The 14,470-nt window shown below is 42.3% G+C and carries 12 protein-coding genes; 7 read left to right on the top strand and 5 right to left on the bottom strand.

Annotation, left to right across the window (positions count from 1 at the left end; genetic code table 11):
* Window position 1 precedes the first annotated feature (1 nt).
* Both ACRQ5D_RS26500 and ACRQ5D_RS26495 read right to left on the bottom strand, forming a co-directional pair.
* Window positions 2-424: a hypothetical protein gene (locus tag ACRQ5D_RS26500; protein WP_432327146.1), complete on the bottom strand. Its 423-nt coding sequence runs from the start codon at window positions 422-424 to the stop codon at window positions 2-4.
* 31 nt (window positions 425-455) lie between these two features.
* Window positions 456-932 (bottom strand): hypothetical protein, encoded by a 477-nt coding sequence (locus ACRQ5D_RS26495; RefSeq protein ID WP_432327145.1) that lies wholly within the window; start codon window positions 930-932, stop codon window positions 456-458.
* Window positions 933-1,177: 245 nt separating this feature from the next.
* Between ACRQ5D_RS26495 and ACRQ5D_RS26490 the strand changes: the two genes are divergently transcribed.
* From ACRQ5D_RS26490 to ACRQ5D_RS26475, 4 genes are all read left to right on the top strand, one after another.
* Window positions 1,178-2,053, top strand: a complete 876-nt coding sequence (locus ACRQ5D_RS26490) for a hypothetical protein (protein ID WP_432327144.1) — start codon at window positions 1,178-1,180, stop codon at window positions 2,051-2,053.
* Window positions 2,022-2,504: a vanadium-dependent haloperoxidase gene (locus ACRQ5D_RS26485; protein ID WP_431198382.1), complete on the top strand. Its 483-nt coding sequence runs from the start codon at window positions 2,022-2,024 to the stop codon at window positions 2,502-2,504. The genes ACRQ5D_RS26490 and ACRQ5D_RS26485 overlap by 32 nt, the downstream gene beginning before the upstream one ends.
* Before the next feature lie 30 nt (window positions 2,505-2,534).
* Window positions 2,535-3,332 carry a hypothetical protein gene (locus ACRQ5D_RS26480; RefSeq protein ID WP_431198381.1) on the top strand — a complete coding sequence of 266 codons (798 nt, stop codon included), beginning with the start codon at window positions 2,535-2,537 and terminating at the stop codon, window positions 3,330-3,332.
* 133 nt (window positions 3,333-3,465) lie between these two features.
* Window positions 3,466-4,575 (top strand): hypothetical protein, encoded by a 1,110-nt coding sequence (locus ACRQ5D_RS26475; RefSeq protein ID WP_431198380.1) that lies wholly within the window; start codon window positions 3,466-3,468, stop codon window positions 4,573-4,575.
* 194 nt (window positions 4,576-4,769) lie between these two features.
* On the opposite strand, the gene treA is transcribed toward ACRQ5D_RS26475, so the two are convergent.
* Complete coding sequence (gene treA, locus ACRQ5D_RS26470) at window positions 4,770-6,305, bottom strand: alpha,alpha-trehalase TreA (protein WP_432327141.1); 1,536 nt, start codon at window positions 6,303-6,305, stop codon at window positions 4,770-4,772.
* Window positions 6,306-6,492: 187 nt separating this feature from the next.
* Between treA and ACRQ5D_RS26465 the strand changes: the two genes are divergently transcribed.
* Together ACRQ5D_RS26465 and ACRQ5D_RS26460 are read left to right on the top strand one after the other, a co-directional pair.
* Window positions 6,493-7,644, top strand: a complete 1,152-nt coding sequence (locus ACRQ5D_RS26465; protein ID WP_091162877.1) for a glycoside hydrolase family 130 protein — start codon at window positions 6,493-6,495, stop codon at window positions 7,642-7,644.
* A gap of 95 nt (window positions 7,645-7,739) precedes the next feature.
* The gene (locus ACRQ5D_RS26460) at window positions 7,740-8,054 is read left to right on the top strand and encodes a hypothetical protein (RefSeq protein ID WP_091162878.1); all 315 of its coding nucleotides are present in this window, start codon (window positions 7,740-7,742) and stop codon (window positions 8,052-8,054) included.
* A gap of 121 nt (window positions 8,055-8,175) precedes the next feature.
* On the opposite strand, the gene ACRQ5D_RS26455 is transcribed toward ACRQ5D_RS26460, so the two are convergent.
* Both ACRQ5D_RS26455 and ACRQ5D_RS26450 read right to left on the bottom strand, forming a co-directional pair.
* Window positions 8,176-8,700, bottom strand: coding sequence for a DEAD/DEAH box helicase (locus ACRQ5D_RS26455; protein WP_432327138.1), 525 nt, complete (start codon window positions 8,698-8,700; stop codon window positions 8,176-8,178).
* Window positions 8,697-11,498 carry a DEAD/DEAH box helicase gene (locus ACRQ5D_RS26450; RefSeq protein ID WP_431198378.1) on the bottom strand — a complete coding sequence of 934 codons (2,802 nt, stop codon included), beginning with the start codon at window positions 11,496-11,498 and terminating at the stop codon, window positions 8,697-8,699. Before ACRQ5D_RS26450 ends, ACRQ5D_RS26455 begins: the two co-directional genes overlap by 4 nt.
* Before the next feature lie 158 nt (window positions 11,499-11,656).
* On the opposite strand from ACRQ5D_RS26450, the gene ACRQ5D_RS26445 reads away from it, so the two are divergent.
* Window positions 11,657-14,395, top strand: a complete 2,739-nt coding sequence (locus ACRQ5D_RS26445) for a bifunctional YncE family protein/alkaline phosphatase family protein (RefSeq protein WP_091162880.1) — start codon at window positions 11,657-11,659, stop codon at window positions 14,393-14,395.
* Window positions 14,396-14,470: the final 75 nt, after the last annotated feature.

The raw sequence follows: 14,470 nt of genomic DNA, 5'->3' as shown, positions 1-14,470 counted from the left end.
ATCACAATATTGGATAATATATTTTGGTGATCCATTTTGAAGTATCCTTTTGTGCCAGCCGATCGGTTACAAGCGATTGAAAAGGCATGGCAGGTGATACCAGCCTGTGATCTTTCATGTATCTTTTCATTTGCAACAATGCATTATTGACCGTGTTTTGGCCGCCACGTACGTCAGCCACCAATAAATTGCCCCCCTTTGGTATGTTATTTAAACTTGTTTTTTGAAAAGGAATTATCCTTTTGTCAATCGGTAAGGCGACATTAACCTGGTATTCGTGCTCATCTGTTTGGGTAACATTAAGCATAGGGAAGTTTGTTTGTTTGGCCCCCTGGCTGCCAGCGTGTTGTTGCAGGGTTGTAACGGTGTTGTAAATTACCTGTAATGAAGGATATATCGGATAGGTGTTAGCTGAAACGAGCAAAACTGTGTCTTTAGCATGATTTAAGTAGATCCTATAACCGTATGCGTTTCTTTCTGTCCTCAAGGAAGTGTTTAAGGCTTAGTAAAATTTCGCCAACCAGTTTTTCCGCATCTTTGGTTTTGAAATAATTAGTTATCCGTGAAAAAAATTGGGTGTTATTCTCATCAACAGCATCCCATTTAAATTTGACAGAACCTTCGGCGTCGGCAAAATAACTTATTTCGCCATCAAAAGTCAGGTTATCTTTTTTCAATTTAAGATAGGTACTGCTATTGGTCATTTTATCGATGCTGATCTTTGTACCTTTAAAATTGTATTGCCCGTCCCCGGTTTTGGTACCGGGCCACCATTTATCCCATCCACCTTCTGTGGTCAGGAATTTTCCGGCAATAACATCGGAGGTATCAATTGACAGGTCCTGTGCTATAACAGGTTTTTCGGGGAGCAAAATATAAGCTGCCGCAATAATTATAATAACGGTAAGTACAATAAAAAAGATCTTCTTCATTTAGTTTATAAAAGACGGATACCCGGGGTGATAAATTTAATAATATCGGGTGGATTAACATGTGTATATTGTTATAAAATATGTTGCCTTTTGATTAAATAAAAAAATGCCTGATCGGGTTAAAAAACTAATGTAAATATGCTGTAGCGTACTGAAAAAAGCCTATATTGGCTGTTGATCAATCAAAAAAACCAACAGATTTTCTCCTTGTGTATCTGCCCGGTTTTTAACCTATTTTATAACTTATGAGATCCTTTTTATTTTGTCTTGCCGGTGTATTATTTTTATTCACATCCTGTAAAAAGCCCTACTATGAAAAAGTACTCCACGATCCCGAACTTTATCGTATAACCGTTAAAAAACTTAATGATATTGTACTGGAAAATAACTTTCCGCCGGTTACAGCTTCCCGTAATTATGTATATGCCAATATAGCCGCTTATGAAGTTATAGCTTCCGGCGATCCTGAGCATTTTAGATCATTAGCCGGGCAAATTAAGCACTTACCGGCTGTACCCAAAGCGTCAAAAGATACTGCTGTTGATTACCAATTTGCTTCGTTGCTTGCCTTTTGCACAGTCGGCAATGCGGTAACGTTTCCGGAAGGTAGTATGGATCAATATGTTGATGAGCTTAAAAAGAAGGCCAAAGATGCAGGTATGCCGTCGGTTTTGTTTGAAGGTTCCGTAAACTACGCTGATAAAGTCGCTAAATTTATATTGAAGTGGAGCAAAGGAGATCACTATGCACAAACCCGGTCGGCAAGTAAATACACGGTAAAACAGCAGGATGGTCGTTGGATCCCCACGCCGCCCATGTACGCGCAGGCCCTTGAGGCCCATTGGGGTGAGATCAGGCCCATGGTGCTGGATTCCACAGCCCAATTTATTCCGCCCGATCCGCCGGCCTTCAATGTTAAAGACCATAATAGTCCCTTTTACAAACAAGCGCTTGAGGTAAAACAAATGGTTGACAGCTTAACCAAAGAAGAGAAACACCAGGCAGATTTTTGGGACGATAATGCTTTTAAACTCAATGTAGTTGGCCATGCATCGTTCGCGACCAAGAAATTTTCCCCGGGGGCACTGGATGAATATTACTGCAATCGGTACAAGAAGTAAAAAGTTTGATTTTGGAACCACAGTAAGCGTTTATACCGAGACTGCTATTGCGCTGTTTGACGGCTTTATTAATTGCTGGTACCTTAAATACCGCTCAAATTACGTTCGCCCCGAAACGATAATTACTAAATATATGGATGCCGAATGGCGCCCATATATTCAAACACCTCCATTTCCGGAGTATAGTAGCGGCCATGCCGTAATTTCGGCAGCCGCAGCCGAGGTGCTTACCAATAGGATTGGTGATAATTTTGCATATACAGATTCATCAGAAATGGAGTTTGGGATCGATCCGCTTTCTTTTAAATCATTCCGGGCGGCCGCGAAATCGGCAGGGATGTCAAGGGTAATGGGAGGGATCCATTTTAAAAATGCCTGTATTGTGGGCAATAAACAAGGCGCCGAGATTGGGCAACTGGTGGTGAAAAAGCTACAATTAAAGATTAAGTAGTATTTTAATTATTTACTTAGATAGTTGATTTTGAATAAGATATTTAAATTCGGTTTGTTTTTCGCTTTGCTGGTACCGGCTGTGTCGGGGGCGCAAAGCATCGATCCGTGGAAAATTAAAGCCGACAAAATTGATCCAGCAAACTATTACGGAATTACGGTGGCCAACGGGATGATCGGGATAGTATCAGCGCCGGAGCCTTTCAAGGTTAAAAATGTAGTACTGGCCGGCGCCTATGATCTGTACGGCAGGGGACGGGTAAGCAATTTCCTGAACAGCTTTAACCTGCTTAATATGTACCTTGAAATAGATGGCAGGCGGATCGATGCCAAAAGTATCAGCAATTTTAGGCAGGAACTGGATATGCAGCATGCTGCGTTCACCATTACTTTTGATTATGCTGATAAAGCAACTATAAAATATACCTATTACTCGCTGCGGCAATTGCCTTTTACTGTTTTGATGGATGTTTCGGTAACAGCAAAACAGGCTATCAACATTACTTCGGCCAGTGTAATGGAGGCGCCCGATGCGCTTAAAGAAGTGCAGAACTATTATAACGAAATCGACAGACCGCATGTAACCATTAGTTTGCTTACCTCAATGGCAAAGAGCCCTACAGGTAAAATGCAGTTATGTGCATCTACTTCGTTCTTATTCAGCGAACCGCATGGACATGAGCCGCGGATTATTCATGAAATGTGGGACAATAATATGCACCTTATGAAGTTTAGCAAAGCGATAGCTGCCGGGCAAACTTATAATTATGCGGTAACTGGTCTCGTCCATAACTTCAGCCCACCATGCCGACCCGCTGAACGAAGCTGAACGACTTACCATTTTTGCCAAACTGGAAGGTCGGGACAGGCTAATTAAATTTCATAACAAAGCTTGGGATGAGCTGTGGACAAGTGATATCCAAATTGAGGGTGATGACCAGTCACAGCAGGATATTCACAGCATGTTATATCATTTATATTCATTCTCGAGGGCTGGTACAGCATACTCACCTTCGCCTATGGGACTTTCAGGGTTGGGTTACAATGGCCACGTTTTTTGGGATTGTGATGTTTGGATGTATCCGGCTATGCTGGTTTTACACCCCGACATTGCCAAATCAATGGTTGAATACCGGTTTGAACGATTGGATGCCGCGCGTAAAAATGCTTTTTCGCATGGTTATAAAGGAGCGATGTTCCCCTGGGAAAGCGCTGACAGCGGGGTAGAGGAAACACCGGTTTGGGCATTGAGCGGTCCGTTTGAGCACCACATTACTGCGGATGTAGCGCTGGCCGCGTGGAATTACTATTGTGTAACCCAGGACAAACAATGGTTGAAAGAAAAAGGCTGGCCGATACTTTCAGCCACTGCCGATTTTTGGGCAAGCAGAGTTGAACGCAATGGGCCCGGTCATTACGATATTAAAAACGTAGTTGCTGCAGATGAATGGGCCGAAAACATTGACAACAATGCTTTCACCAATGCCGCAGCGAAAGCTAACTTGCTAAATGCTACCGCTGCTGCCAAAATCCTGGGTGAAAAGGCTGATGCCGATTGGGTAAATGTTGCTCAAAACATCCCGATCCTGAAGCTGGATAATGGCGTTACCAGCGAACACGCTTCTTACAAAGGTGAAGGAATTAAACAGGCTGATGTTAACCTGTTGGCTTACCCGCTTAAAACAATAACCGATCCGGCACAAATAAAAAAAGATCTTGAATACTACGAAACCCGTGTACCTAACGAAGGTACACCTGCCATGACCCAGGCCGTTTTTGCTTTATTATACTCGCGGTTGGGTAATGGCGAAAAGGCATTTCACTTTTTTAAGGATGCTTATGAACCTAATCTCAACCCGCCGTTCCGGGTAATTGCCGAAACAAAAGGCGGGACCAATCCGTATTTTGCTACAGGTGCAGGTGGCATTATTCAAAGTTTATTGATGGGTTTTGGCGGTTTGGATATTACACTAACCGGCATAGTACAAGTTAAAAGCAAGTTGCCTGCTAACTGGAAATCATTAAAAATTACCGGCGTAGGGATGAATAGGGCTACTTATACAATAAAGTAACTGCTTTATAACTTTATACATTATGCCCCTTTAAAATCTCCTGCGTTTGACAGAGAGAACGAACTGGCGATTGGAAGACTTACGAAGTTTCAAAAACTTCGTAAGTCTGGATTCTGAAACTTGCTTTACCAGGTAGTTAGTTCTGAACTTCTGCAGGTGCCTTTTCTAACTGCTGGGTATCGATATGATACCTGTTAACTAAATGCAGCAGTACCCCATCTCGTCCAGCCGAAACCATCTTGTAGGGGGTATTCACCACCGCCGGCAGTTAATTGGGTATCAACCACATTATACTTTTCAAGTAATTTACCGGTCTGTTTAAACACCCGGATGTTAAGTTTAAGCCAGCGGGTGGCAATTTCTTTGGCCAGCGTATTGTAATTGTATTTTTCGAGCCCGTCAATAGCTATGTATTGCAGTGGGGCCCAGCCATTGGGTGCATCCCACTGCTGGCCGGAAAAGTTGAGTGTAGTAACCAGTCCGCCGGGTTTCAGGAAATTATTTTTGAGCCCATCGGCCACAAGGCGGGCTTGCTCATCACTGGCAATTTTAAATTCGAGCGGGAACTCCCCTGCAAGTGTTTCCACACTTGATAGTTGATTCAGCCTCCAGTTATAATCATCAAACCAGCCTGTTTTCTGGTTCCAGCAATATTTCAGGATCGCATTTTTTCGACTATTTGCCCGATACCTATACATTTTGGCCAGCTTTGCATTTGAGAGCTGGTTCAGACTGCGTGCAATAGTCATTTCCAGGTTATATAATAAGCAATTCAAATCAATCGGTATAATGTCGGTGGTTTGTATAGTTGGCAACTTGCCCGACGAATCAAACCAGCGCGTGCTAAAATCCCAACCCGAAGCCGCCGCTGCCCGCACGTTGCGGTAAAATTGTGCTGTCGGTTGTTTGCTTTCTTTGGCGGCATCTACATCTTTTATATATGATTCTTCGCGGGGTTCATCACTTTCGTCCCAATAACGGTTCAATATCTGCCCATCCGGCATTCGTACAACCCGGTGTGTAGCCTGGTTGGCTTGTACGGCCTCCCATCCATGCATCCAATATTCATATTCTTTGATCAATTGCGGACTGAAATGTACCAATACTTTCTCTCCCTCAATTTTTGCCAACAGATTTACCATCATAGCAAAAAATGGCGGTTGCGAACGGGTAAGATAATAACTTCGGTTGCCGTTGGGGATAAAGCCGTATTTATCAATGAGGTAGGCAAAGTTTTCGACCATGTTGCGGATCACTTTAACCTGATGGCTTTCCTGTAGACCCAACATCGTAAAATACGAATCCCAATAGTAAATTTCTCTGAACCTGCCGCCTGGTACAATGTAAGGGTTAGGCAGCGCCAGGGTTGAAGAAAAAGGTTTTGCTTCATCCGGACGGCGTTGTAACACCTGCCACAAAGTATCAATATGTTTGCGGATACCGGAAGATATATCTGTTTGAAAATTGTTGTGCGATACAGGTACGTTAAAATTGGCCAATACAAATGCCTGCAGGTTAAACCCTGGCTGATCTTTCTGTTCGTTATAAGCCTTCATGATCAGCGCTGGATCCTGTTTGGGCACAGCGTCGACAAAAGTTTTGTTATCCGGGAAAATAGTTGAAGTTTGAACCGCCTCAAACAATCCCGGGAATTGTTGCCGGGGTGTAGGCGTTTGCGATTTTGCGTTAAGTACAAAGAATAAAAATGCGAGTAAAAAAAGTTTTCTCATCAGCCTAAAATTATACCCCGTTGCAGAATGGGTAATTGGTTTATAACAGGTTATAAATTTACTATTTTTGGAACGAATATAACCGGTATCTGATTTGTTTTAAGGGGTTTTTGTGCGATATTATCGCGGGGAAATAATTGATATCAAGGTATGGGCCAATTAAAAACAAACACATAAGCCATTTATTATGATAAACTTTTTACGGAAGGGAAGTATTATATTTTCATTATTACTTGCCCAGTTATGCTATGGGCAGTCGCGGGTTAATACCCTGCCTTCCTGGGCCTTTGGCGGCTTTGTCCGGCCGGCAAATATCAATCCTATCATCTCACCAGATACGGTTTCCCGGTTCCTTGATCCGATGAGTAGAAAGCAGGTTCAATGGGAAGCCAATGATACTTTTAACCCTGCCGCGACCATAAAAAATAATAAAATAGTAGTACTATACCGGGCTGAGGACTTGTACGGTATCGGTATTGGCTTCCGTACTTCACGGGTTGGGTATGCCGAAAGTGCTGATGGTATTCAGTTTAGCAGAAGGAAAACCCCGGTGCTGTATCCCGATAATGATATTGCTAAAAAGTACGAATGGCCCGGAGGCTGTGAAGACCCCCGCGTAGCCGTTACGCCCGGCGGCACCTATGTTGTTTTTTACACCGAATGGAACCGCGATTTGCCAAGATTAGGTGTGGCCACATCAAAAGACCTCATCCATTGGAAAAAACACGGGCCGATATTTGAAACAGCTTATCAGGGCAAATTTTTCAATATCGCCAGTAAATCGGCGTCCATATTAACCCGGGTGATCAACGGTAAACAAGTGATTATTAAAACAAATGGAAAATATTGGTTGTATTGGGGCGAGCATCATGTATACGCGGCAACATCAACAAACCTGGTGGACTGGGCTCCGGTGGTTGATAATAAAGGAGAGTTGAAAGAGCTGATGTCGCCGCGTGATGGTTATTTCGACAGTGACTTAACTGAGTGCGGCCCGCCTGCTTTGATGACCAAAAACGGTGTAATCCTATTTTACAACGGCAAAAACAAACCCGCCGAAGGCAGAGACACCCGGTTTAACGCCAATTCATACTGTGCAGGACAGGCCTTGTTTGATGCAAAAGATCCTTCTAAATTCAAAACACGCCTTGATTTTCCTTTCTTAAGACCAATGGAACCTTTCGAGAAAAGTGGTCAGTATATTAACGGAACAGTGTTTATTGAAGGGATGGTTTATTTTAAAAAGAAGTGGTTCCTTTACTATGGCTGTGCCGATTCACGGGTAGCTGTGGCTGTATATGATCCATCTAAACCGGCGCCTCCTGATCCGGTTGAATAGTATTTGACATTTGTTTATTGTTGAAGATCAAAATGCAACGTAAAACTTTTGGTTGTGACGGCTAAAGTTTTATCTTCATAGTAAAAATCTTTATCATGCTTTATATCTTAATCTCAGTGGCAATTATTCTTTTTATTGCCCACGTTATTTTGTTATTTACTTCGTTTTCAAATGCCGGCATTATTCCCTCACGCTACTTTTACTCGCATCTAACGCTTTGGCTTACCGGCTTATCTGTGTTTGCTTTAGCTGCCCTGTATAGTGGTACAAACCAGTCAACCTTCCTTGATTATTTTAATACCTGGATGAGGAGATCGTATATCGTGCTGTTTACTTTTGGCCTATCGTTGATTGCTCATGCTGTTGTTACTTTTTTAGTGCTTCCATTATTACGGAAATCTAAAAGCTAATAATAACTTATAGCATGGGAAGGCCTAAGCAGCTTAATTATTATTAAGCTTTGTAACTAATTCAATAAATCAAGTAGGTCATCTTTTGACAATGAACCTGCAACAGCGCTGTCGGGCTTGATCAGGGTTTTGGCGATATCCTTTTTGATTGCTGCATCACCATGATCTTCTCTTCGATAGTGCCGGGGCAAATAAGCCTTACCGCCACAATTTTTTTATCCTGGCCTATGCGGTGACAACGATCTATGGCCTGGTTTTCGACAGCCGGGTTCCACCACGGGTCGACGAGGTAAACATAATCTGCTTCTGTTAAATTAAGACCGGTACCACCAGCTTTTAGGCTAATCAGGAACACCCTGATGCCGGGATCGTTTTGAAACTCATTAACTACTTGCTCCCGTTTGCGGGTTTGACCGGTGAGGTATGAGAAGCGAATCTCACGGGGTATCAATTCCGTGCGGATAAGATCAAGCATGGAAACAAACTGCGAAAATATGAGGATCTTATGCTGATGCTTTTTGCTTTCTATTTCCTCAATCAGCGTTTCCAATTTGGCCGATGCATCACCGGGCATTTTTTCGCCTTTTATGAGCATCGGCGAATCGCAGATCTGTCTCAATTTGTTTAACCCTTTTAATACGTTCATCGGGCTTTTTTTAGCTCCTCATTTGTTGTGGCCGAAATGTACTCTCTAAATTCTTTTTCGTATGAGTCGTAAATATGACGCTGCTCCTGCTTCATTTCGCAATACAGCACCATTTCGGTTTTTTCGGGCAGTTCTGTTGCAACCTGCTGTTTAGTACGCCGAAGTATAAAAGGCCTTACTTTTTCCTGTAGTTCGGCCGCGCGTTTGCTGCCTTTGAATTTATCGATAGGAACAGCATAAATATCCTTAAAATATTGCTTGCTCCCCAATAGACCGGGGCAGGCAAATGATAGCTGGCCATACAAATCGAACGTATTATTTTCTATCGGAGTGCCCGTTATCGTAATTTTATTGCGCGATTTCAGGAGCCTTACAGCCTTGTAACGCTGCGATTCGGGATTTTTTATATTCTGCGATTCATCGAGAAAAATATAGTTGAAATTGAAATCCTTTAAAAAATTAATGTCTGACAGTAACGTGCCGTAGGAGGTAAGCACTATCTCATACTGGTGCAGGTGTTTAGTATGCTTAAGCCGTTCAGCACCGTAAATGGTATGGATGCTTATAGAAGGCGCAAATTTTTGTACCTCCTGCTGCCAGTTAAACAGGAGCGAGGTTGGCACTACAACAAGGTTGGTATTGTTTTCGGTTTTGCTGCGCTGTAAAAGGATAAAGGCAATCACCTGGAGACTTTTGCCCAGACCCATATCATCGGCAAGGCAACCACCTAAATTAAAATTATCCAAAAAGTTTAACCAGTTTAATCCCTGGTGCTGATAAGCGCGAAGCGTTCCGTTTAATCCGGGAGGAACCGGTACTTCATCAATGGTTTCTGTACCGGTAAGTTTTTTGTTGTATATCGCAAGTTCGTTTCGCACATCCTCGTCAAGCATTTCCTCGTCGTAATATTGCTGTATAGCTGTATAATTACTTTTTGAGGTGTGCAGTGTATCATCATCAGCAATCTCCCCCGAATTAAAATAATCGGTGAATTTCTCTATCCATTCGGTGGGTAAAATTCCCCGGGTTCCATCATCAAGGCGTACATACTTGCTTTTATTTTTTACAGCCTGGTGAACCTGTTTTAACGAAGCTCTTCTTTTGCCAAATTTTATATCGATAACTGTATTGAACCAGTTAATCCCGCTCACTACGTTGATGGTTATCTTTACTTTATGAGGGTTCAGCTTGTTGCCTTCCAGTTCGTTAAAGCCAAGTATTTCGATATTGTGGTTATGCCATTCGTCAAATACATTTAAAAACCATTCTTCATCTAAAAAGTGCCTTTTATGCAGGTAGAAGTAGTCGAGGCCGTTATCCAGTTGTTCATTAAAATAAGGATGTTGTTTTACAAGCAGAGCTGTAAAGGCTATTTCCTCATCATCGCGCCGTTTAACTAAAAATTGGTTGCCTTTTTCGTCGGTTCCGTAGATCTGCTTTTGCGTGCGGATAGGAATCTCGGCCTCGCCATAACGCAGCACGGGGATGATCATTACATGAGCGCCAAAATCCGACAAATAAATGATCTTTTCGGCAGGTTGATCAAAGCCCTCTTTTATTATCTGTTCGTGTGTTGCAGGCTTAATGTAAGTGTAATCAATGCGGAGTTTGCTTTCCAGCTTATTAAGCAAGTGTGATTTTAATTCTGCAAACTTACTCTTATGCACCTGCAGGCTACCCTGTTTCTTTTTCAGCAAATCAATGATATTCAATACCTGCAGGCTTTCAATAAGATAAAGCACATTGCCTATGCCGATAAAATAGGTATACCTGATATCAAGATCTTTAATATCATACAGCAAACCATCTATATTAAAAATACCGCTTATTTCATAAAACTCATCCCAGGTATTTACTTTTAGCTCCAGGTCACTTTTTAAATTTTTAACCAATACAGGGTTTATCGAGCCAGCTGTTACTTTATCCGAAACAGTGTTGTCATGCGCGTAAAAACTGTAGGCCAATGGGTTTTTAACAATGGCTTTTAGTGCTGCGATACCCGCAGCAGTTCTTTGTGTGTTAATATGATTTTGAAACTTGTGTACCCCGGTAAAAAATTTGAGCTGTTGTGCGTCATTCGTTTCCCAGATCAGGTCTAAAGGAGCTATAGGCACAAGGGGGTTCTTGATTTTTCCATCTTTGGTGCTTTGTGCGGTGTATAGTTCAACAAATAAATATTTATAGTATTTATGCTGCTTTAGTACGATACAGGTTGTTTTATCAGTGTCCTCGCCGGGCTGCCCAACCGGTTCAGAAATGTCATTAACTATAATGCTTTGCAAATTGGCAAGGCTCTCTTTGGTAATGGCTGTTAACGCGGCGGAGCGGGGAACTATCTCGAAATTTTTCGACAGTGATCTTACCTCGAAAAACCTGTCGAGATCAGGCTCTTCTTCAAGCCCGTAATCGACCGCTGCTTTTTTTAGTTTTGTATGCCGTAGTTCATCATCAAAAAACACCCTAAACTCATCACGCTGTGTTATAGCAGAGAGTACCTGGGCCTGGTGTTCGCAAAGCTTATTACCTGTTGCATGGCATCCGCAGGAAAGTGCCAGCTGCCCTTCGTGGCTGGTGACAACTACCTCAGGAAAAGCTACTGTGCCCGATTGGTTAGTAAAAGCCCCATGGTTAGTTTCCAAATGTTTGGCCAGTATTTGCCTGTAGCTTTGTTTATCAAAATAAATGCTGACGGCTGCATGAGCGGCAATAACACTTTCACTAAGGTCGGTTATGGTTGCGCCTTTGATGATGACATTATGGTTGCTTTCACCTTCCTGATAGCTGATTATCCTGATCACTCGTACATTGATGTGTTACCCGGTAAATATCATAACAATTATATAAAAGAAGATAATTACCAACGCATTTTCGTGAACTATGTAACAATTATATTCTTTATCAAATATTTACCTTTAGTAAACCTATCTGCCTTAATTTAGCCACTTAGTTCAGTACTATGAAGTATCCAAAATTCTTATTGCATCTATCCATATTAGCAATTTCTTTTTCCCTTTATGCCTGCCATACCGTTTCTGGCAACAAACAAACCTCCGATAATGAACAGGTTAATATGCATAGCGCTTATGATGACAGCACACTAAACCGCCATATACTACCGGTTTTAATGCCTTACAACCGTATTATTGATCCGGCAGGAACAGTGATCTCATTTGGTGACGCTGCTGATGAAAATCATAGCATGGATGTAAGGCTGATCCCCGGCACCAGGTTTATCGCTGTCGAAGACCGGTATGGGCTTACTATAATCGATACTGTAGCTAAGAAAGTAACCACCCGCTGGACCTATAAACAAGATACCCGCTACCGCGAACTTACAAGCACTTACTCCGGCTTAAAAGTTGTGAATATTGACAATCAAACTCAAATATATTGGAGCGCCGCGGCAGGCAAGGGTAAGGATTCAAAATCATACGTTTTCCAGGCCATCTGGAAAGATGGCAACATCAGCATACAAAACACTTTCAATTTTAAAGCTGAAGGTGAATCGCCATTGGCATTACCTAACGATTTAGCCATCAATAAAGAAAATGGCATAAATTATTTATATGTAGTTTTAAACGGAAATAACCAACTGGCAAAGATCAATTTAACTGATAATAAAACCGTTTGGATAAGATCAACCGGTGTTGCACCCTATGGACTGACGATTGCAAAGAATAAGATATTTTTAACCAATTGGGCCGGCCCGCAAGCTATTGATACATTGAAGCGTGAAACAGCGGGCGTACCCTATGGTAAGGCTTATGTCGATCCCAAAACCGGGGCAACAGTGCAGGGTACAGTAATGGTTATGGATTTGGCTAAGGGAGATGTGATCAAAGAAATTCCTGTGGGGCTGCATCCTAATGCCATTATCAATAGCGCTGATGAAGCTTTTGTTTATGTGGCGAATGGCAATAGTGACATGGTATCGGTAATCTCGACAAGTTCATTACAAAATGTAGCAGCGATTGATGTTAAATTAAATCCCGGTAAAAAAAGTTATATAGGTGATACGCCCAATGCGTTAGCTATAAATAACGATGGCACAATACTTTATGTAGCAAATGGTTTAGATAATGCTGTTGCCGTTGTTAAATTGGGTAGTAAAACATCTCTTAAAGGAACCGGCAATAACGAAGTGAAAGGCTTTATTCCAACCGAAGCATACCCCGGCGGCCTGGCTGTTGACGGCAATAATTTATTTGTAACCAACCTGGAAGGAGAAGGCTCGAGGGTAAGTGCCGATGAGATAGGTAAAAGCAATTTAAAAGGTGATTTACCCTTGGGATCAGACGTTACAGCTTACAACTCGCATCATTCAAAGGCTACGGTATCAATGATAGCCATTCCCGATGATGCTTTGCTTAAAAAGTATACTCAAAAAGTCCAAAACCTAAATCTCAGTTTCCGCCAGCAGATAGCGCAGCTGCTGCCCCGTAAAAACATTGCGCCTAAACCCATACCTGAGCGTATTGGCGAGCCTTCGGTTTTTAATCATGTACTTTATATTATCAAAGAAAACCGAACCTACGACCAGGTTTTGGGCGATATGCCTGAAGGTGACGGCAATAAATCGCTTTGTATTTATGGTGATAGTGTTACCCCCAATCAACATAATTTGGCGCGCAACTTTTTATTGCTTGATAATTATTATGCCTCTGGAAAATGCTCTGCCGAAGGGCACCAGTGGACTGACGCAGCGATGGTTACCGATTATGTTGAAAAAAGCGTACGCTCCTGGTTTAGGAGTTATCCGCATGTGCAGGAGGATGCTTTGGTTTATGACGGGAACGGTTTTATCTGGAATAATGCCGCCGATCACGGCAAAACGGTCAGAATTTACGGTGAAGCCTGCGCTGTACATTTTGATGATAAGTTAAGCTGGAGCGATATTTATAACAATTACACAGCAGGTAAACCATTCGCTTTTAAAAATACCAGCACTATTTCTCGGGTGAGGCCAATGCTGTCACAAAATTTCCCGGGATCCGACGAGCATAAGATCAATGAACAGTTAAGGGCCACCGCTTTTATTAAAGAGCTACATGAATATGAGCAAAAGCCCGGCGACCAGTTACCGCAACTGATGATCATGGCCCTATCGGCCGATCATACGGTAGGCACCCGGCCAGGCTACCCGACACCTGATGCTATGGTAGCTGATAACGACCTGGCGCTTGGCCGGATTGTTGAGGCGATTTCAAAAAGCCGTTTCTGGAAAAATACGGTAATATTTGTCACCGAAGATGATTCACAGGCTGGGTGGGACCATGTGTCCGCTTATCGTACTACAGGGTTTGTGATCAGTCCTTATAGCAGGTTGCAGCACAAGGTGAGTAAAAACTATAATCAAACCTGTGTAGTACGTTCTATTGAGCAAATATTGGGTTTACCACCAATGAATATCATCGATGCTACTGCATTACCTATGTTTGAATGTTTTACCGGTAAACCATCACTATACACTTATACCAGTTTAAAAAACAGGGTGCCGATTAATAAAATCAACCAGCCTTTTTCTGCGCTAAAAGGCTCGGCTTTGCATTTTGCACAGTTATCATCGAGGCCCGAATATGACCATATTGACGGTGGTAATGACGATGTGATGAACAGGATACTATGGTTTGCAGCCAAAGGCAAAAAAGTTTATCCTGCTAAACTGGCCGGCAAAGATGAAGACGATGATGATTGATCGGGAAAATAGCTAGGTTTAATCTCTCTTCCACAGGTTATCTGTATCATATTATATGGATGCTTAGAGCTCGCT

The organism is Mucilaginibacter sp. P25 (assembly GCF_050859465.1).
Lineage (GTDB): Bacteria > Bacteroidota > Bacteroidia > Sphingobacteriales > Sphingobacteriaceae > Mucilaginibacter > Mucilaginibacter gossypii.
This window is presented reverse-complemented; position numbering and strand designations above follow the sequence as displayed.

Coding starts and splice junctions, on each gene's coding strand:
- ACRQ5D_RS26490 (WP_432327144.1), top strand. CDS start 1,178: ATGAGATCCTTTTTATTTTGTCTTGCCGGTGTATTATTTTTATTCACA.
- ACRQ5D_RS26495 (WP_432327145.1), bottom strand. CDS start 932: ATGAAGAAGATCTTTTTTATTGTACTTACCGTTATTATAATTATTGCG.
- ACRQ5D_RS26455 (WP_432327138.1), bottom strand. CDS start 8,700: ATGAACGTATTAAAAGGGTTAAACAAATTGAGACAGATCTGCGATTCG.
- ACRQ5D_RS26445 (WP_091162880.1), top strand. CDS start 11,657: ATGAAGTATCCAAAATTCTTATTGCATCTATCCATATTAGCAATTTCT.
- ACRQ5D_RS26485 (WP_431198382.1), top strand. CDS start 2,022: ATGAATATTACTGCAATCGGTACAAGAAGTAAAAAGTTTGATTTTGGA.
- ACRQ5D_RS26460 (WP_091162878.1), top strand. CDS start 7,740: ATGCTTTATATCTTAATCTCAGTGGCAATTATTCTTTTTATTGCCCAC.
- ACRQ5D_RS26465 (WP_091162877.1), top strand. CDS start 6,493: ATGATAAACTTTTTACGGAAGGGAAGTATTATATTTTCATTATTACTT.
- treA (WP_432327141.1), bottom strand. CDS start 6,305: ATGAGAAAACTTTTTTTACTCGCATTTTTATTCTTTGTACTTAACGCA.
- ACRQ5D_RS26475 (WP_431198380.1), top strand. CDS start 3,466: ATGTTATATCATTTATATTCATTCTCGAGGGCTGGTACAGCATACTCA.